Annotated in this window: 17 protein-coding genes; 12 read left to right on the top strand and 5 right to left on the bottom strand. The window is 72.7% G+C overall.

Features of this window, described 5'->3' with window-relative positions; genetic code table 11:
• Window positions 1-192: 192 nt before the first annotated feature.
• Window positions 193-1440, top strand: coding sequence for an MFS transporter (locus ASF18_RS03810; protein ID WP_056349642.1), 1248 nt, complete (start codon window positions 193-195; stop codon window positions 1438-1440).
• 63 nt (window positions 1441-1503) lie between these two features.
• Here the strand turns inward: ASF18_RS03810 and ASF18_RS03805 are convergent, their stop codons facing one another.
• From ASF18_RS03805 to ptsP, 4 genes are all read right to left on the bottom strand, one after another.
• Window positions 1504-3009 (bottom strand): carbohydrate porin, encoded by a 1506-nt coding sequence (locus ASF18_RS03805; RefSeq protein WP_244472562.1) that lies wholly within the window; start codon window positions 3007-3009, stop codon window positions 1504-1506.
• A 109-nt stretch (window positions 3010-3118) separates the two neighbouring features.
• Window positions 3119-4846, bottom strand: coding sequence for a fructose-specific PTS transporter subunit EIIC (locus tag ASF18_RS03800; protein WP_056349634.1), 1728 nt, complete (start codon window positions 4844-4846; stop codon window positions 3119-3121).
• An 82-nt stretch (window positions 4847-4928) separates the two neighbouring features.
• Complete coding sequence (gene pfkB / locus ASF18_RS03795) at window positions 4929-5888, bottom strand: 1-phosphofructokinase (protein WP_056349633.1); 960 nt, start codon at window positions 5886-5888, stop codon at window positions 4929-4931.
• The gene (gene ptsP, locus ASF18_RS03790) at window positions 5885-8437 is read right to left on the bottom strand and encodes a phosphoenolpyruvate--protein phosphotransferase (protein WP_056349630.1); all 2553 of its coding nucleotides are present in this window, start codon (window positions 8435-8437) and stop codon (window positions 5885-5887) included. The genes pfkB and ptsP overlap by 4 nt, the downstream gene beginning before the upstream one ends.
• Window positions 8438-8605: 168 nt before the next feature.
• On the opposite strand from ptsP, the gene ASF18_RS03785 reads away from it, so the two are divergent.
• On the top strand, window positions 8606-9589 hold the full coding sequence (locus tag ASF18_RS03785) for a LacI family DNA-binding transcriptional regulator (RefSeq protein ID WP_056213236.1): 984 nt from the start codon (window positions 8606-8608) through the stop codon (window positions 9587-9589).
• Window positions 9590-9666: 77 nt separating this feature from the next.
• Here ASF18_RS03785 and ASF18_RS03780 read toward each other — a convergent pair whose 3' ends face one another.
• The gene (locus ASF18_RS03780) at window positions 9667-9864 is read right to left on the bottom strand and encodes a hypothetical protein (RefSeq protein WP_056277190.1); all 198 of its coding nucleotides are present in this window, start codon (window positions 9862-9864) and stop codon (window positions 9667-9669) included.
• A gap of 198 nt (window positions 9865-10062) precedes the next feature.
• On the opposite strand from ASF18_RS03780, the gene ASF18_RS03775 reads away from it, so the two are divergent.
• The 10 genes from ASF18_RS03775 (at window position 10063) to flgH (ending at window position 18821) form a co-directional block, all read left to right on the top strand.
• Window positions 10063-12015, top strand: coding sequence for a hypothetical protein (locus ASF18_RS03775; protein WP_056349627.1), 1953 nt, complete (start codon window positions 10063-10065; stop codon window positions 12013-12015).
• 32 nt (window positions 12016-12047) lie between these two features.
• Window positions 12048-13358: an MFS transporter gene (locus tag ASF18_RS03770; RefSeq protein WP_056277303.1), complete on the top strand. Its 1311-nt coding sequence runs from the start codon at window positions 12048-12050 to the stop codon at window positions 13356-13358.
• A 90-nt stretch (window positions 13359-13448) separates the two neighbouring features.
• Window positions 13449-13832: a flagellar basal body rod protein FlgB gene (gene flgB, locus ASF18_RS03765; RefSeq protein ID WP_056213241.1), complete on the top strand. Its 384-nt coding sequence runs from the start codon at window positions 13449-13451 to the stop codon at window positions 13830-13832.
• On the top strand, window positions 13832-14248 hold the full coding sequence (gene flgC, locus ASF18_RS03760; RefSeq protein WP_056213243.1) for a flagellar basal body rod protein FlgC: 417 nt from the start codon (window positions 13832-13834) through the stop codon (window positions 14246-14248). The genes flgB and flgC overlap by 1 nt, the downstream gene beginning before the upstream one ends.
• Window positions 14249-14256: 8 nt before the next feature.
• Entirely contained in the window at window positions 14257-14601 is a 345-nt protein-coding gene (locus ASF18_RS03755; protein ID WP_056213245.1) for a flagellar hook-basal body complex protein FliE, read from the top strand.
• Between the two features lie 52 nt (window positions 14602-14653).
• Entirely contained in the window at window positions 14654-15442 is a 789-nt protein-coding gene (gene flgG, locus ASF18_RS03750) for a flagellar basal-body rod protein FlgG (protein WP_056213247.1), read from the top strand.
• Window positions 15443-15668: 226 nt separating this feature from the next.
• Entirely contained in the window at window positions 15669-16052 is a 384-nt protein-coding gene (gene flgA, locus ASF18_RS03745) for a flagellar basal body P-ring formation chaperone FlgA (protein ID WP_244472565.1), read from the top strand.
• Window positions 16052-17179 carry a flagellar basal body P-ring protein FlgI gene (gene flgI, locus ASF18_RS03740; RefSeq protein ID WP_056349625.1) on the top strand — a complete coding sequence of 376 codons (1128 nt, stop codon included), beginning with the start codon at window positions 16052-16054 and terminating at the stop codon, window positions 17177-17179. The genes flgA and flgI overlap by 1 nt, the downstream gene beginning before the upstream one ends.
• Before the next feature lie 356 nt (window positions 17180-17535).
• Window positions 17536-18105, top strand: a complete 570-nt coding sequence (locus tag ASF18_RS25145; RefSeq protein ID WP_082487043.1) for a MotE family protein — start codon at window positions 17536-17538, stop codon at window positions 18103-18105.
• Complete coding sequence (flgH, locus tag ASF18_RS03730; protein WP_056349622.1) at window positions 18105-18821, top strand: flagellar basal body L-ring protein FlgH; 717 nt, start codon at window positions 18105-18107, stop codon at window positions 18819-18821. The genes ASF18_RS25145 and flgH overlap by 1 nt, the downstream gene beginning before the upstream one ends.
• Window positions 18822-18845: the final 24 nt, after the last annotated feature.

Below are 18845 nucleotides of genomic sequence, written 5' to 3'. Positions count from 1 at the left end.
GAGCCGTTCCCGACCGACAAGATCTCACACCGACCCGCCCGGCCTCCGCCGTGGCGGGTCGCGCCATGCGCGCCTGGGGGCGACCATGCCCGACCCCCTCGTCGTTCTCCCGATGCCGCCCGCCCGGGAACACAACGACCGCCGGGACGTCACATCCGGTCACAGCGGGACCGGAACGGGCAACACAGAGCGATGGCGCACAGGGCGGAACAAGACGGCGGCCAAGATGAGGGACAAGACGAGGCGGGCACCGCGAAGGACCTGCATCCGCGCAAGTTCGACCTGCTCAACCTCACCCTGGTCGACGTGAATGGCGGGCTGCGGCCCTATCTCAACGTCTTCCTGCTGGTGCACCGCGAATGGAGCGCGACCACGGTCGGCCTCGTGACGACCCTGGCGGGGCTCGTCGGCGTCGGCCTGCAGGCCCCCCTCGGGGCCGTCATCGACCGCGCGCGCGACAAGCGCTGGGCCATCGTGGCCGCTCTGATGGCGGCCTCCGCCGGGGCGGTGGTCATTGCGCTCTGGCCGCAATTCTGGCCGGTGCTCCTCGCCTTCACGGTCCTGACCGCGGCGGGCAGCAGCTTCACCCCGACCATCGCGGGCCTCACCCTCGGCATCTTCCCGAAGGCGCGCCTGTCGCGCCGGATGGGCCGCAACAGCGCCTGGTACCGGGCCGGCAACGTCGTCATCGCCGTCCTGATCGCGCTGGTCGGTTACGGCTTTCCCGACCGGGCGGTGTTCTTCCTCGTGCCGGCCCTGTCGTTCGCGGCCGCCGCGGCGGTCCTGTCAATTCCCCGGGACATCGTCGGGCGGGAGCTCGCCGAGGGGGTGAAGCCGAAGCCGCGCTCGGGGGCCGCCTTCAAGGTGCTCCTCGGCAATCGCCCGCTCCTCGTCTTCGCCGCCGCGATCTTCCTGTTCCAGCTCGCCAACGGGCCGATGGCTTCCCTGGTCGCGCAGAAGATCTCCCTGGCCCACGAGACCTGGTCGGCCGCCATCACCTCGACGACCATCGTGGCGGCGCAGGCGGTGATGCTGCCCATGGCCATCCTGGTCGGGCGCTTCGCCGACGGCTGGGGCCGGAAACCGATCCTCCTGTTCGCCTTCGCGATGCTGCCGGTGCGCGCGCTGCTCTACACCCTGTCGGACGACGCGATCTGGCTCTTCGCGGTGCAGGGCCTGGAGGGCGTCAGCACCGGCCTCTACAGCGCCATCAAGCCCCTGGTGATCGCCGACCTCATGGAGGACAAGGCCCGCTACAACCTCGCCTCGGGGGTGATCGCCACGGTCCAGGGCGTCGCCATCGCCCTCTCGAACGTGCTGGCCGGGAGCATCGTCGATTGGAGCGGCTTCACGGCGGCGTTCCTCGTCTCGGCGGCCATCGGCATCGGTTCGGCGCTCCTCCTCACGCGCATGCCGGAGCCTTCGGCGGAGCGGGCCTGAGAAGGTCCCGGCCGCCGCAGGCGATGCGCAGACCCACGGGACCCGATCCCCGGAGCCGCCGCGTCAGTACGCCCCGGGTCCTGTGGCGAGGCCCGCGAGGGTGAAGAGGTCGACGGAGAGCTTGGCGCCGACGACGAGGGCATCGGGGATGTTCTTTGGGTAGGCGGGGAAGCGGGTCTGGTCGGGGTTGATGATGTACTGGAGGTTGGGGGTGAGGCGGACGGCGGGGGTGACCTGGATGCCGTAGTTGAGCTCCATCATGATCTGCTGGCGGGGCAGGGCGCGGTCGAGGCCGAGGGTGCCCTGGACGGCGGCGATGTTGGACAGGGCCAGGGGCGAAAAGCGCTGGGTGTTGACGACGAAGCCCAGGGTGTCGAAGGGCCGGCCCGCGAAGGTGCCGGTCTGGAGGGCGCCGATCTCGAGGAAGTAGTCCTCGACGAGGCGCCCGTAGGTGCCCGCCATGGCCACGCCGAACAGGGTCAGGCCCTGGACGGCGCCGGGATCGGGGCGCCAGACCATCTGGTCGAAGCGCGCATAGACGCCCGAGCGTCCGAAGCGGGTGGCGGGGGCGAGGCCGGTGAGGACGGCGCGCTGGCCGGTGATGTCGCGCACGGGGTCGGCGTAGTCGGAGGCGTCGTACCATCCGCCGATGCCGTAGTTGCGGGGCAGGGGGTCGTTGGCGAAGGAGGTGGAGTAGCCGAGCTCGAACGGCAGGACCGCGCCGGTGGCGCCGCGGGTGGAGAGGTCGAGGCCGTTGTCGCCGGGCTGCTGGTGGCGGGGATTGACCTCGTAGACGCCCGCATGGACGAAGACCCGGTCGGTGAGCCAGGCCTTGGCGTGGGCGCCCCAGCTGGAGACGGGCCAGAAGGTGAAGTTCGAGGTCTTGAAGACGAAGGTCGGGTTTCCGCAGGCGGAATTGGACTGGAAGTTGCAGTAGAGCGGCGAGTTGAGGAAGGCGATGTTGGCCACGAGGCGGCCGAACTCGACCACTAGGCGGTCGTCGAGGAGCTTCTGCTCGTAGCTGAGCAGGGTGAGGCGGGTGGTCTGGCCGCCGCCGTAGATCTCCTGGACGGAGGTGTTGTTGCCGATGAAGTCGCCCGCGAGGTTGTCGCCGTGGCGGTTGGTGACGGCGACGTGGAGGGCGCCTCCGGCGAGGCCGGCGATGCGGTCGAGGTCGGCATCGATGCCGAAGAACAGCTGCCCGGCATAGGCGCGGCCCTGGCGGATGCCGCCGACGGGATTGGCGGCGGCCTGGCCGGTGTAGTTGGCGCTGAGGGTGAGGCCGTGGCCGAGATCGAACACGCCGGTGGGCAGGGTGGCGGGCGTCGCGCTCTGGCCCAGGGTGTCCGCCGCCCCGGCCGCGCTCTGCGCTCCGGTGATGTCCTGGCCGTCGGGACGGGGCGGCAATCGGCCCGGAGAGCGCAGCGCCGGGCGCTGAGCCGTGTCGGGAACGCCGAACCCGGCGGCGGCCGCATCCTGCGCCTGTGCCTGCGGTCCGAGCGTCAGCGTTACCAGTCCCAGGCCGATGGCAGCCGTCTTCAATCCCGTGCCCATCTGTCGTCCCCTCATGGTCCGTGGTGTTCGCGTGGCCGGTCTTGGTGCCGGGTTGGGTGGTCGTAGTCCGATCGTTCGCAGCCCCGGCGCGGGTTCCTCCCCCACGGAGGGGGGACGGCCGGGCTCATGCGGCGCGCGTCTTGAGCAGGCCGACGAGCAGCCCGGTGACGAGGGTGCCGACCACCAGGGCGATCAGGGCGCCGGGGACGTTGGTCACCGCGTTGGGGATCGGCAGGACGAAGAGGCCGCCATGGGGCACCTTCAGTTCGACCCCGAGGCTGAGCGCCACGGCGCCGGCCAGCGCCGAGCCCGCCACCATCGCGGGGATCACCCGCAGGGGATCGGCCGCCGCGAAGGGAATCGCCCCCTCGGTGATGAAGGCGGCGCCGAGCACCGCGGCCGCGCCGCCGGCTTCGCGCTCGGCCTGCGAGAAGCGTCCGGGGAACAGGCGGGTGGCGAGCGCGATCCCCAGGGGGGGCGTCATCCCGCCGATCATCACGGCGGCCATGGGCGCGGTGATGCCCGATGCGATCAGCGCGGCGGCGGAGGCATAGGCGGCCTTGTTGACCGGGCCGCCCATATCCACCGCCATCATGCCGCCGAGCACCAGACCGAGCACGACGGCGCTCGCCCCCTGCATGCTGCGCAGCCAGTCCGTGAGCGCCGCCAGGATGGCCGCCACGGGCACGCCGACGACGTAGACCATGAGCAGGCCGGTGACGGCGCTGGCCAGCAGCGGCAGGATCAGGACTGGCTTCAGGCCCTCCAGGTTCCGGTGCAGGCGGATGTGCCGGTTGAGGAAGGCGGTGGTGGTGCCGGCGATGAAGCCCGCCGCGATGCCGCCGAGGAAGCCGGCCTGCAGGTTGGCGGCGAGCATGCCGCCGATCATCCCCGGCGCGATGCCGGGCCGGTCGGCAATGGAGAAGGCGATGTAGCCGGCCAGCACCGGAACGATGAGCGCGAAGGCCGCCTTGGCGCCGATCTCCCCCAGGGCGAAGCCCAGGGTGCCGGCGTGGTCGGGCTTCATCGCGTCGATGCCGCCGACGGCGAAGGCCAGGGCGATGAGCAGGCCGCCCGCCACCACGAAGGGCAGCATGAACGAGACGCCGGTCATCAGGTGCTTGTAGGCGCCCGCCTTCTTCTCCTCCGCCGCCGCCGGACGGGCCGACCCGTCCGCCGCGGTGGTCCCCGCGTCGGGCTGGCGCTGCGCCTCGGCGAAGGCCGTGGCCAGCAAGCCCTTGCCGTCGCGGATCGCCGCCTTGGTGTTGGTGGCGTAGAGCCGCTTGCCGGCGAAGCGCGTCCGGTCGACCCCGGTATCGGCGGCGATCAGCACGAGGTCGGCCGCCGCGATCTCCTCGGCGGTCAGGGCGTCGCGGGCGCCCACCGACCCCTGCGTCTCGACCCGGACGGCGTAGCCGAGGGCCTCGGCCGCCGCCTGGATGCCCTCGGCCGCCATGAAGGTATGGGCGATGCCGGTGGGGCAGGAGGTGATGGCGACGATCCGCCGGCGCCCGTTCGGGGGCGCGTCCGTCGCCGCACCCGTCTCGCCCGTGCCCCCGAGGAACCGGTCGAGCACCGCGTGGGCGTCGGTGAGCACGTCCTCGATGCGGATCCGGGCCCGGCGCATGGCCCCGAAGCGCCCCTCGTCGAGGTCGCCCTCGCCCACCAGCAGCACCGCGTCGGCCCGGGCGATGGCGCCGGCGCTCAGGGCGGTGCCGGGCACGCCCTTGCCGCGCAGTTCCAGGTCCAGGGGCTGGTTGCGCCGGCCCGCCGCCTCGCGCAGGGCCTCGCCGGCCAGCACCGCGTGCAGGCCGAGATCCCCACCGCCCACCACTGCGAGCACCTGCGTCATGGCTTCCTCCCCATGGTTTCCTCACCTTGCGGCGCGTCCCGGCCCGCCGGTGCGTCGTCGTGCTGCGTCGAAGGTCCGTGCCTCAGGCCGAGGCCGTGAGGGGCTCCACCCGTACCGCCGCGGCGAGGGCCAGGACCGTGTCGCGGGCGGGCAGGTTGGCGCCCGCAAGCCCGAGCTTGCCGGCCGCGAAGGCCAGGGCGAGCCGGGCGGTGGCGGTCCGGTCCAGGCCCGCCTGCAGGCCCGCCACGAGGCCGGCCACGAGGGCGTCGCCCGCGCCCACCGTGCTGGTCACCCGGGTCGCGGGCGGATGGGCCAGGTCCGTGCCGTCGGCGCTGGCGAACAGCGCCCCCTCGGCACCGAGCGAGACCACCACCAGGGGGATGCCGCGGGCCACCAGACCCCGGGCCGCCGCCACCACGTCGGCCCGATCCGGCAGGGACCGCCCGGCCCACTCCTCGAGCTCGTGCCGGTTGGGCTTGACTGCGAAGGGCAGGGCCGCGGCCGGGGCGGCCAGGGCCGCCGCCAGGGCGGGGCCGGACGCGTCGAGGACGAGGCGGGCGCCCAGCGGCCGCAGCTCGGCGGCGATCTCCGCGTAGATCGGCGCGGCCACGCCGCCCGGCAGGCTGCCGGCCAGCACCACCAGGGTGCCGGGCTCCACGGCCTCGCGCAGCATCGCCCGGACGGCGGCGAGGCTGCCGGCCTCGACGGCGAGCCCCGGCAGGTTGATATCGGTGGTGTCGCCGCCGGTGCCGTCGACCAGCTTCAGGTTGGTCCGGGTCTCGCCCGGGATCCGGACGAAGCGATCCGCGATGCCCTTGGCCGCGAGCAGGGCCTCGAACGGCCCGGCATTGTCCTGGCCGAGCAGGCCGGCGGCGGCCACCGGCACGCCCCAGTCGGCGAGGCAGGCGGCGACGTTGACGCCCTTGCCGCCCGCATCCGAGCGGGTGCTGCGCGCCCGGTGGACGTGGCCGGGCCGGAGGACGTCGAGGATCACGGTCCGGTCGAGGGCCGGGTTGAGGGTGAGGGTGACCACGCGGGTCATGCGGGCTCTCCGTCGAGGAGGACGGCCAGGGCCCGGACCGCGGCCGCGTCCTCCTGGGCGCAGGCCCGGGCGGCCAGGGCCCGCAGGGCGCCCATCTCGCTCGCCCGCAGGCGCGCCTTCACGGAGGCCACGTCGCGCGGGGTCATCGACAATTCGTCGACCCCGAGGCCGGCGAGCAGGCAGGCGCCGAACGGATCGCCGGCGATGCCGCCGCAGACGCCGACCCAACGCTTGTGCCGGGCGGCGCCCTCGCAGGTCAGGTGGATCAGGCGCAGCACCGCCGGATGCAGGGAATCGGCCTCCGGCGCGAGTTCGGTGTTCTGGCGGTCGATGGCCAGGGCGTACTGCGTCAGGTCGTTGGTGCCGATCGAGAAGAAATCGCAGTGCCGGGCCAGGGCGTCGGCCTGGATCGCGGCGGCCGGCACCTCGATCATGATGCCGAGCGGCAGTTCCGGCGCGTCGAGTTCGGCCCGGATGCGGTCGCAATGGGCCCGGAGCGCGAGCACCTCCGGCACCGAGGTGATCATCGGGAACATGATCGACAGGGGGGCCTCCTTGCCGGTGGCCGCATCGGCGGGAATTCCATCCCTCGCCGCCCGGTAGAGGGCCCGCAGCTGCGGCTCCATCAGGTCGGGCCGGCGCAGGAGCAGCCGGGCGCCGCGCACGCCCAGGAAGGGGTTCTCCTCCCGGGGCAGGTGCAGGTGGGCCACCTGCTTGTCGCCGCCGATGTCGAGGGCGCGCACGATGAGGGGACGGCCGGCGAGGGCGTCCAGCATCGCCCGGTAGGTGGCGTACTGGTCGTCCTCGGTGGGCGTGTCGCCACGCTCGAGGAACAGGAACTCGGTGCGCATCAGGCCCACGCCCTCCGCGCCCTGGTCCAGGGCGAAGGGCACCTGCTCGGGATTGTTGACGTTGGCCCCGATGGCGACCGCGTGCCCGTCCCGGGTGCGGGCGGGCAGAGCGCGCGCGCGGGCCTCCTCCTCGGCCTTGGCGCGCTGGCGCGCGCTCCAGTCCCGGGCGGAGGCGAGGTCGGCGGCGCTCGGATCGAGGTAGAGCCGGCCGGTGCCGCCGTCGAGGATCGCGGGGGTGTGGTTCTCCAGGGCGAGCAGGGTGGCGCCGCCCGCCACCAGGGCGGGAATGCCGAGGGTGCGGGCGAGGATCGCGGTGTGCGAGGTCGGGCCGCCCTGGGCCGTGGCGAGGCCGATCACCCGGGTGGGATCGAGGCCCGCGGTGTCGGACGGGGCGAGATCGGGGGCGATGAGGATGCAGGGTACGTCCGGCAGGTCGTGGCCGCTCTTGAGCGACGGGTCGATCTGCGCCAGCACCCGCCGGCCGACGTCGCGCAGGTCCGCCGCGCGGGCGGCCAGCACGGGATTGCCCAGGGCCGAGAGCCGGCCGGCCATCCGCTCCACCGCCTGGTTCCAGGCGAAGGCGACCCCGTGGCCCTCCACCATCAGCTGGCAGGCCAGGGTGATCAGGTCCGTGTCCGCGATGAGCTCGCCCTGGGCCCGGAAGATGCCCGCATCGGTCTTGCCGAGGCGGCGTTCGGTGTCGTCCGCCAGCGCCCGGAGCTGGCCCTCGGTGGCGGCGAGGGCGGCGTGCAGGCGGTCGCCGCCGGAGGTCAGGGGCTCGGGCTCGTCCCGGACCGTGACCTCCGTCTGGCTCAGCACGTGGATGGGGCCGATGGTGAGGCCGGGGCTCGCGCCGAGGCCCGCCAGCACCCGCGGCGCATCGGCGGGATTCCAGCCGGCCACCGGGCCGGCCGCCCGGGCGGCGGCGTCCGCCGCGGCCTTGGCGGCGGCCTTCTCCCCCGCGCTCAGGCCCGTCACCGCCGCGCAGATCCGGGCGAGGGCGCCGGCCTCGTCGTCGCCCTCCGCCGAGATCGTCACCCCGTCGCCGCAGCGCAGGCCGAGCTGGAGCAGGGCGATCAGGTTCTTGGCGTCGGCCACCTCGGCGCCGTGGCGTACCTGGATCCGGGCGGGACAGGTGCGGGCCGTCTCGACCCAGTGGGCGGCCGGGCGGGCGTGGAGGCCGGTGGGATAGTCGACGGTCCAGTCGAAGCGCTGCCTGAGGTCGCCGGCCGGGCCGGCCGCGCCGGGGGCGGGCGCGTCCTCGGTGAGGGCCGCGGCGATCTCCTCCTTGCGGGTGGTGGTGCGCAGGGCGGCGAGGCACGCCTCGTCCTGGATGAGCCGGGTGAGGCGGCGCAGGATGGTGATGTGGGTGTCCGACTGCGCCGCGATGGCGACCACCAGGTGGGCGACCTGGCCGTCGTGCCATTCGATCCCGCCCGGAACCTGCAGGACCGCCAGCCCGCTGGCGCGGACGTGGTGACGGTCGTCGACCATGCCGTGCGGGATGACCACGCCGTGGCCCAGATAGGTGTTCGCTACGCCCTCGCGCCGCAGCATGCTGGCCTCGTAGGGCGCATCGATGCAGCCGGACGCGACGAGGAGCTGGGCCGCCGCGCGGATCGCCGCTTCCTTGCTGGCCGGGGCCGCGCCCAGCTGGATCAGCAGGCGCGGAGGTAGGATCGGCGTCGGCGCGAGCATGGCGTGCTCCTCCCGGAAAAACGGTTGTTGAAATGCTCGTTGGCACTATGAAAACGTTTTCACAATCAGTGTCAACGCGATTCGGCGCAATAATGCCGTATCGCCGCTTGCCGATGGTGGGACGGGATGCCAGAACGACGTCATGACGCTGAAAACGTTCTCCGCCAGATGAGTGCCAGTATTCGTGACGTGGCGCGCGCCGCCGGTGTCTCGACGGCCACGGTCTCCCGAGCTCTCGGTCGAGGGCCGGTCAGCGACGTCCTGCGCCAGCAGGTCGAGGCAGCGGTTCGGGCGACCGGATATCGCCCGAATCTGTCCGCGCGCCGCCTGCGCTCGCAATCGACGCAGACCATCGGCTTGATCGTCGCCGATATCCGCAATCCGTTCTTCACGGCGGTGAGCCGGGCGGTGGAGGACGCGGCCTACGCCGCCGGCATGCGGGTGATCCTGTGCAACACCGACGAGGATCCGGAGCGCGAGCGCCTGTACCTCCGGCTGATGGAGGAGGAGCGCGTCACCGGCGTGATCTTCGCGCCCACGCGCGGAACGGCGGAATCGCTCAAGGCCGACAGCCTCGACGTGCCGGTGGTCTTCATCGACCGCACCGGCCCGGCGGGGACCTACGACAGCGTCGTCCTCGACAACGCGGCGGCCACCGGCGCCCTGGTCGATCATCTCTGGGAGCGCGGCTATCGCCGGATCGGGGGGCTGTTCGGCTCGACCAGTTCCACCGCGCAGGAGCGGCAGGCCGCCTACGAGGCGGCGCTCCGGCATCGCGGCGCCGAGCCCCTGGCCCGCGTGGCGCCGCCCACCGCGGAGGCGGCCGAGGCCACGCTCACCCGCTGGCTGGCCGAGCCGGACCGGCCCGACGCGCTGATCCTGTCGAACGGCCTGACGCTGATGGGCGCGGTGCGCGCCGCGCGCACGCTCGCCCTCGCGGTCCCGGACCAGCTCGGCCTCGCGGGCTTCGACAACGACCCCTGGACCGACCTGGTGGAGCCCGGTCTCACGGTGATCGAGCAGCCGGTGGCGCAGATCGGCGCCCAGGCGATGGCCCTGCTGTTCGACCGGCTGAAGGCGCCGGGCGAGGCCGTCCGCAAGGTCACCCTCAGCGGCCGGCTGGTGGTCCGGGGGTCGTCGGGGCGCGGTTAGCTCCGCGCCCGCCGCAGGGGGCCCGAGGCGTCGCCGGCCCGGTCTCGCCCCGGCGCCGGATCCGTCGCGGGGCGGACTCAGCGCAGGGTCGGCGACTCGCCGGGGTGCAGGGGCCGGTCCTCGTCCGGCCCGCTGACGGCGTTCAGGCGCTCGAGATGCTCGAAAACATGCGCGAAGGCGTCCGTGACGGCCTTCTCGAAGGCGCCGTCGGACCGACCCTGGGCGGCCTTGAGGGCGCTGAGCAGGGCTTGATGCGTTTCGGTGTCATGCGACATGGCTGTCCTCCCGACCGGACGGATGGCCCGCCCGGGGGAGCAAGCGCCCGCAGGGATCGCCGGTTCCGAGGGGCCGGACCCCGTGCGGTCCCGCAGACCCGATCGGCGCGGCGCGGCCCCTCGCGCATCCGTCATCGAACCTTGGCCGTCGGCACTCGTTGTCCGCCGGCCCCTGCAGGCCGGAGACACCCCCTCGGCATGCGTTCCCGTTCCCTTCTCGTCGGCTCCTTCGTCCTCCTCGCCGCCGGGGCCGGCCTCGCCGGCTTCGGCCGCTTCAGCTACGCGCCGACGCCGTCGCGGGAGGCCCTCGCGAACCCCGACCGCTACCCGATCTCGACGGCCTACGACGTGCTCGGGCGCCGCATCGGCCGGGAGGAGGCCGCGACCCTGCGCACCACCGAGGCGGGGCGTCGCACCCTGTCGCCCGAGGCCGGCGCCTTCGCCATCGACGAAGCCGTCATCGCGCGCGGGCGGGAGGCCTTCTACACCGAGACCTTCGGGAACGAGGTTTTCCTCACCGACGTGATGGGGATGCTCGACGGCGCCCTGACGCCCTACGAGGTCGCCCGCGCCGTGCTGCTGCTGGGCGGGACGGCCACCCACAACCTCCAGGTCCGCGTCGCCCAGGACGTGCGGATCGGCGAACGCCAGTGGCGCAAGGGCGACCTGGTCTCGACCGGCCTCGACGTCGAAAAGGGCGGTTTCGGCATCATCGGTCTGAAGACCTTCTACGACCGGGGCCACCTGCGCCTCGGCATCACCTGCGCCCTCTGCCACGCGGCGGTCGATCCCCGATCCGGCAAGGTCGTGGAGGGGGCGCCGAACGCCGACCTCAATGCCGGGCTGCTCCTCGCCCTCTCGGCCAACGCCTCCGCCTACTTCATGCACGGCAGCGTCGACCTCGCGGCCGTCGCGGGCGATCCGTCCCGCACGGTCGCGACCGCCGGGGGAGGGACCGCGGTGCTGCCGGACCGGGACAAGCTGGAGGCGGCGGCCAAGGTCGAGGTCGCGAGCTGGCCGCTGGGCAGCTTCGATTCCTCCGCCGACCGGGTGACGAACCCGACCTCGATCCCGTCGAGCTTCTCGGCCTACGGCGAGCCCTACAGCTGGAGCGGGCGCGAGGCGGTCGGGCCCTTCCACGGGCTGTCGTCCCTGAACAACAACGTGCACGCGGCCAATTCCGACACGACCCAGCTCGCCGCCGCCGCGCCCTGGCTGTTCGACCTCGATCCGGACCTCTACCTCGGCATCCTGTTCCAGGGGGCGGTGAACCCGGCCCTGCGCTACGACCCGACGAAAGCCACGCGGCCGAGTGCGATCCTGGCCGCCTTCGACCCGACGCCGGGCTCGCCCGGCCTCAACCGCTACGCCGTCCTGCCGAGCTTTCCGGCGACCAACTACATGACCGACAACGGGCTGTTCGCCTCCGCGGCCGGGGAGCCGGCGAACTTCGCCAACAACGCCATGTCGGCCTTCCAGAACCTCCTGCGTCCGCCGGCCGCCCCGAAGGCTGGGGCCGAGGCCGGCCGCGCGGTGTTCGCGCGGGCCGGCTGTGCCGGCTGCCATGCCGGCCCGGCGCTGACCAACAACCGGATCGTGCCCGTGGGCGAGATCGGCACCGAGCCGACCCGGGCCCGCGCCGGGGCCAAGATGGAGGCGCACCTCGCACCGCCGTCGATGTTCGCGACCGACACGCCGTTCCCCCTGCCGGCCGATCCCAGGATCGTGCCGATCCCCCTGGAGGGCGAGGCCCTGAAGCAGGTCCGGCTCGGCTGGGCCCATGCCGTCACCGAGGGCGGCTACAAGGTCCCGAACCTCGTCGGCCTCGCCTGGTCGGCGCCCTACCTGCACGATGGCGGCGTGGCGGTGGGGACCGACCCCGCCGGCCAGCTCGGCGTGCCCGGCACCCTGGAAAGCGGCCTCGCGCCGGACCCGCGCAACAGCCTGCGGGCCCTGGTGGACCGGGACCTGCGCGGGCGGGTCGTGGCCGCCAACCGCGCCTCCGCCACCGCACGCACGGCGCGCGTGACGGGCGAGGGGCACCCCTACTGGGTCGATGCCGCGGCCGGCTTCGGCCCCGCCGACCAGGAGGCGCTGCTGGGCTACCTGCTCTCCATCGATGCCCTGACGCAGGACGTGCCGGTGCCATGAGCCCGGCCGCGGACACCCACGAGGACACGACGATGCCCACGACCGGAACCACCGAGGGGCCCCCGCGCCTCGAACGCAAGGCGGTTGCCGCCGTGGTGCTCGGCAACGCCCTCGAGTTCTACGACTTCACCATCTACGCCTTCTTCGCCAAACCCATCGGGGAAGCGTTCTTCCCCTCGCAGAACGCCACCGACAGCCTGCTCGCCTCCCTGGCCCTGTTCGGCATCGGCTACGTCATGCGGCCCATCGGCGGCATCCTCATCGGGGCCTTCGCGGACCGGGCGGGACGCAAGCCCGCCATGCTGATCACCATCGCGCTGATGGCCATCGGCATGGTGATGCTGGCGGCCGCCCCCGGCTACGCCACCCTGGGGGGCTGGTCGCAGGTCATCGTCATCGTGGGCCGGCTCATCCAGGGGCTCGCGCTGGGGGGCGAGGTCGGCCCCTCCACCGCCTACCTCCTGGAGGCCGCGCCGGGGCAGCAGCGCGGCTTCGTGGCGAGCTGGCAGATCGCCAGCCAGGGCTGCGCCGCGCTGATCGCCGGCCTGGTGGCCTCGGCCCTGACCTACGCGGTCGGCGACGACGCCATGGCCAGCTGGGGTTGGCGGGTGATGTTCGCGCTGGGCATCGGCGTCGTCCCCGTCGGCCTGATTATCCGCAGCCACCTGCCCGAGACCGCCGGCGAGCGCGCCGACCCGGCCGCGGCCGAGTCCACGCGCGCGGTGGTCCGGCGCCTGGTGCGCGAGCACGGCCGGATGCTGGTCCTGACCTTCCTCGTCATCGCGGCCTCCACCGTCTCCAACGCGGTGGGCACCAACATGCCGGTCTACGCCCAGGCCACCCTCGGGCTCACCGAGACGGTCTCCACCGCCGTGCCGATCGCCCTCGGCCTCGCCTCCATCGTCTTCCCGCTCCTCGGCGGCTGGCTGGCCGACCGGTTCGGCCGGCGCCCGGTGATGATCTGGCCCCGCGCGCTCATCGTGGTGCTGACCGTGCCGGCCTTCGCCTGGCTCGTGCGCGACCCGACCGGCCCGTCGGTCTACGCCGTGACCTTCCTGCTCTCGGCCCTGTCCTCCATCAACGCGGCGGCAATCATCGTGGCGATTCCCGAAGCCCTGCCGCGCGCGGTGCGCAGCGCCGGCCTCTCCATCGTGTACGCCTTCTCGGTCTCGATCTTCGGGGGCAGCACGAACTACCTCGTGAACAAGCTCATCGCCGTCTCGGGCGACAAGCTGGCCCCGGCCTACTACCTCGTGGCCTTCAGCATCGTGGGCACGATCGCGGCTCTCCTCATGCCCGAGACCCGCGGCCGGGACCTCGAGGCGAACGCGGAGGCGCGCTGAGCGGCGGCCGGCGCGCGCCGCCCCCGTCAGCCTCGGACAAGATAGGCTCCCTAAAGCTTCGGTCATGAATGATCGGGACCGGAGCCGGCCGTGACAGGCGTCTACCTCTTCGACTTGGCCTCGCAGCAGGCGCGCTACCTCGCGGTGCGTCAGTCGACCATCGCGAGCAACGTCGCGAACGCCAACACGCCCGACTACAAGGCGCGCGACGTGGTGCCGTTCTCCGAGGTGATGGCGCGCACGGCCTCCGCCGGCATGGCCTTGACGGAAAGCGCCCACGTCACCTCCGTCGAGGGCCGCATCCCGACGAAGCCGGTCTCGGCCGCCGAGGCCTGGGACGCGCTCTCGACCTCGAGCTCGGTGAGCCTGGAGCAGGAGATGCTCAAGGCCGGCGAGGTCAGCCGCGAGCACAACCTCAACATGGGCATCGTCAAGGCCTTCGACCGGATGCTCAAGGCGGCGGTGAAGAGCTGATGATCGACCCCCTCGCCGCCTCCACCCGTCTCGCCAGCGCCGGCATGGAGGCGCAGTCCCTGCGCCTGCGCATCGCCGCCGAGAACGTCGCCAACGCGCAATCCGTCGGCGATGGCCCCGGGGCGGACCCCTATGCCCGCAAGACCGTGACCTTCCGGTCCGCCCTGGACCGGGCCGCGGGTGGCCCCACCGTGGCCCTGCGGCGGATCGGCACCGACGACGCGCCGTTCCGCATCGAGCGCGACCCCGGCAACCCGGCGGCCGATGCCGAGGGCAACGTGAAGATGCCCAACGTCAACGTGCTGGTGGAGATGGCCGACATCCGCGAGGCCAACCGCTCCTACGAAGCCAACGTCCAGGTGATCAAGCAGGCCCGCGCCATGGTCGCCAGCGTCATCGACCTCCTGAGAACCTGAGACCCGCGATGATCGAAGCCCTCACCTCGCTCGCCGCCTTCGACCGGGCCGCCGGCATCACCCGCACCGACTCGGCCGCGCCGCTGGCGCGCACGAGCTTCCCCGTGATCCCGGCGGCCGCCACGGCCGGTCCCGCCACCGATTTCGGGGACGTCATGGCGCAGCTCGCCGGGGGGCTGCGCACCTCCCTGCGCACCGGCGAGGCCACCGCCATCTCGGGCATCCAGGGCAAGGCCTCGACGCAGCAGGTGGTCGAGGCGGTGATGTCGGCCGAGCAGAGCCTGCAGACCGCCATCGCCGTCCGGGACAAGGTGGTCGCCGCCTATCTCGAGCTCAGCCGCATGCCGATCTGACGATGGATCGCGTGGACAACCCTGCCAAACGCTTCGACGGGACCGGGACACCATGAGAGCGCTCGCCATCGCGGCCACGGGCATGAACGCCCAGCAGATGAACCTCGAGGTCATCGCCAACAACATCGCCAACCTGAACACCACTGGGTTCAAGGGGGCGCGGGCCGAGTTCACCGACCTGCTCTACCAGGCCGAGCGCCAGCAGGGCGTGCCCAACCAGGCCGGCCAGGAGCCGGTGCCGGAGGGCGCGATGCTCGGCCTCGGCGTGCGCACCGCCGCCATCCGCAACCTGCACCGCCAGGGGCCGCTCGCCAACACCGCCAACCAGCTCGACCTCGCGGTGAACGGCCGGGGCTACTTCCAGATCACCAACCCCAACGGCGAGATCAACTACACCCGCGCCGGGGCCTTCAACCGCAACAACACCGGCCAGATCGTCACCCTGGAGGGCTACGCCCTCGACCCGGCGGTCCTCATCCCCAACGGCGCCGTCGACGTGGTGATCAACCAGTCGGGCCAGGTCTTCGCCAAGGTGGACGGGCAGGTGCAGGCGCAGAACCTGGGCCAGATCACCCTGGCGAACTTCGCCAACGATGCCGGCCTGGAGCCCCTCGGCAACGGCCTCTACCGCGAGACCGCGGCCTCCGGTGCCCCCGTCACCGGCGTGCCCGGCGACCCGAGCTTCGGCAAGCTGCAGCAGGGCTACCTAGAGAGCTCGAACGTCGATCCCGTCAAGGAGATCACCAACATGATCACGGCCCAGCGCGCCTTCGAGATGAACTCGAAGGTGATCCAGGCCGCCGACGAGATGGCCGGCACGATCTCCAAGGGCATCCGCTAAGCGCGTCGGGCGGCGCCGCCGCCTGAGCCCCATACCCCCACCTCCGCGCGGCGGCGACGGGCGGCACCGGCTCTCCGCCGGGGCCGTGGCCGCCCGTTCGGGCATTCTCCAAGGGCGCGACCACGTCATGGGTATTCACCTTCCGGGCCTTTCCCCGCGCAGCCGGTGCCGCCTCGCCGCCGTCGGGCTCGCGCTGCTGGCCGGGCCGGCCGCGGCCGAGGACCTGATGCTGCCGGTGCCGACGGTGACGATCTATCCCGGCGACACCATCAAGCCGTCGATGCTGCGGATGCAGGCCTATCCGGAAAGCTTCAAGGCCCGCACCGCCGTGGTCGACGCCGCCCTGGCGATCTCCGGGCGCGTCGCCAAGCGGATGCTGCTCCCGGGCGAGCCGGTGCCGGTCAACGCCATCGACGATCCCCGCCTCGTCAGCCGGGGCACCCCGACGCAGATCGTGTTCGAGGAGCAGGGCCTGCTCATCACCGCCGTCGGCGCGCCGCTCCAGAACGGCGGCCTCGGCGACGTCATCCGCGTGCGCAACACCGACACCAACCGCATCGTGCTCGGCACCGTGATGGCCGACGGCCGAATCCGGACCGGGGACCATTGATGCGCCGCCTCCTGGCCAAAATCCTCACCAAGCTCCCGGCTCTCGCCGCGGCCCTCCTCCTGGCCCTGCCCGCGCCCGCCCTGGCCGGCACCCGGATCAAGGACATCGCCACCCTCAAGGGCGTGCGCGACAACCAGCTCGTGGGCTACGGCCTCGTCACCGGCCTGCAGGGCACCGGCGACACCCTGCGCAACGCCCAGTTCACCGAGCAATCCCTGCAGTCGATGCTCGATCGCATGGGCATCAACGTCCGCGACGCCCGCCTGCGCACCCGCAACGTCGCCGCCGTGATGGTGACCGCCGACCTGCCGCCCTACACCGGCACCGGCTCGCGCATCGACGTCACCGTGACCTCGCTGGGCGACGCCACTTCCCTCAAGGGCGGCACCCTGCTGATGACGCCGCTGATGGGCGGCGACAGCCTGACCTACGCCGCCGCGCAGGGGCCCCTCGCGGTCTCGGGCTTCAGCGTCGGCGGCCAGGCCGAGACGGTGACCCAGGGCGTGCCGACGGCCGGGCGCATCCCCAACGGCGCCCTGATCGAGCGCGAGGTGCCGGGCACCTTCCGAGACCTGCCGGAACTCGTGTTCGAGCTGAAGAACCCCGACTTCAAGACCGCCACCATGGTGGCCGACGCCATCAACGCCTACGCGCTGGCGCGCTTCAACCGCCGGGTCGCGGCCCCGCGGGATCAGCGCGCCATCGCCTTGATGCGGCCGAGCAACATCGCCCAGACCCGGTTCGTGGCCGAGATCGGCGACCTCACCGTCAACCCCGACACCCCGGCCCGCGTCGTCGTCGACCAGCGCACCGGCACGGTGGTGATCGGCCGCAACGTCCAGATCTCCACCGTGGCGGTGACGCACGGCAATCTCACGGTGCGGGTGACGGAGGCCCCCGAAGTCTCGCAGCCGGCGCCGTTCTCCAACGGGCAGACGGCGGTGGTGCCGCGCACGGAGGTGGCGGTCAACGAGCAGTCCGGCCGGATGGCGATCATCGGCGGCTCGGACCTCCAGACCCTGGTGCGCGGCCTCAACAACGTCGGCCTCAAGCCCAGCGACATCATCTCGATCCTCCAGGCGGTGAAGACCTCCGGGGCGCTTCAGGCGGAGCTCGTGGTGCAATGAGCGCGGCCAACGGCCATCCCCTGCCGGGCGCGGCGGCCCGCCTCGTCGTGCGCCCGCCCGGCCTGACCCGGCCCGCCCGCTGGCTCGCCCTGATGGCGCTGCGGGTCCTGCTGTTCGTCGGCCTCCTGTTCGTCGGCGTCCTGGCGCTCGCCGCCTTCGGCCTCGGCCCGGCCGGCGCCGTCGAGGGCGGCCGACCGGCGATCTCGGGGATGAACCCGGGCCCGCTCCCGAAGGCCGCGGCGAAGCCGGCCGCGCCCCGCCTCGCCGTCGCGGCCAAGCCCGTGGCAGACAAGCCCGTCGCCGGCGTCATCCCACCGGTCGGCCCGGCCGAGCCCGTCACGGTGGTGTCCCAGCCGATCGAGACCACGGGGGCGATCGAGGCCAAGGGGTCCGATGCCAAGGCGTCCGAGGCCAAGGCGTCCGAGGTGAAGCCCGCCGAACCGGCGCAGGTCGCCGAGGTCCGGGCCTCCGAGCCGGAGCCGGTCAAGCCCGCGCCGAAGCCACCGGCCTATTGCGCCAGCATCGCGGACGCCGCCGCCGACGCCCGCTTCGCCTGGCAGAAGGAGCAGCTGGCGACCCTGGAGAGGCAGGTCGAGGAGCGGATCGCCGCCCTGGAGGCCAAGCGCGCCGAGTACGAGACCTGGCTCGCCCGCCGCGACGCCTTCCTGGCCAAGGCCGACGAGGGCGTGGTGGCGATCTACACCAAGATGCGGGCGGATGCCGCCGCGCTCCAGCTCGCCAACATGCCCGACGAGGGCGCCGCTGCGATCCTGACCAAGCTCAACGCCCGGAACGCGAGCGCGATCCTGAGCGAGATGGAGGCCGCGCGCGCCGCGCAGCTGGCCCGCATGATGACCGAGATGGGCAAGACCGGCGCGGGTAAGACCGAGCCGGGCAAGAAGCCCCGCACGAGCGAGAAATCCTGATGCTTCCCAAGACGTTCCGGGCCGGCCTGATCCTGGTGCTGGCGGCGCCCGCCCTCGGCGCCTGCAACACGCCGGTGGACCGGATCGGCCAGGCGCCGCTGCTGACGCCGATCGGCACCGGCCTGCAGCCGCCGCGCGAGGCCTTGCCGACCACCTACGGCTCCCTCGGGCGCCGGACCTACCACTCGACCTGGGCGCCGGGCAGCGCCGAGATGTTCCAGGATCCGCGCGCCCGCAACATCGGCGACGTGATCACGGTCTCGATCCTCATCGACGACAAGGCGCAGTTCGGCAATTCGAGCGACCGCTCGCGCAGCCAGAAGTCGGGCCTCGGCTTCGATTTCGGCTACGGCGTCTCGGCCCTGAAGGACACGGCCACCGCGGATGCCGGCATCCGCTCCTCCACCGAGACCAAGGGCGCCGGCAACATCGACCGCTCGGAGGTGCTGCGCCTCCAGGTCGCCGCCATCGTCACCGAGCAGATGCCCAACGGCAACGTCGTCATCAGCGGCTCGCAGGAGGTGCGGGTGAACAACGAGGTCCGCGTGCTGACCGTGGCGGGCATCGTCCGGCCGCGGGACATCTCGCGCAAGAACACCATCGACTACGACAAGATCGCCGAGGCGCGCATCTCCTATGGCGGGCGCGGCCGCATCTCGGAGGTGCAGGCGCCGACCTTCGGCCAGCAGGTCTTCGAGACCCTGGCGCCGTTCTGAGACCTGGGGGGCGGGAGCGGAACC

Source organism: Methylobacterium sp. Leaf89 (genome assembly GCF_001422215.1).
GTDB lineage: Bacteria > Pseudomonadota > Alphaproteobacteria > Rhizobiales > Beijerinckiaceae > Methylobacterium.
The sequence above is the reverse complement of the archived record's forward strand: the minus strand, read 5'-3'. Positions and strand labels throughout refer to the sequence as shown.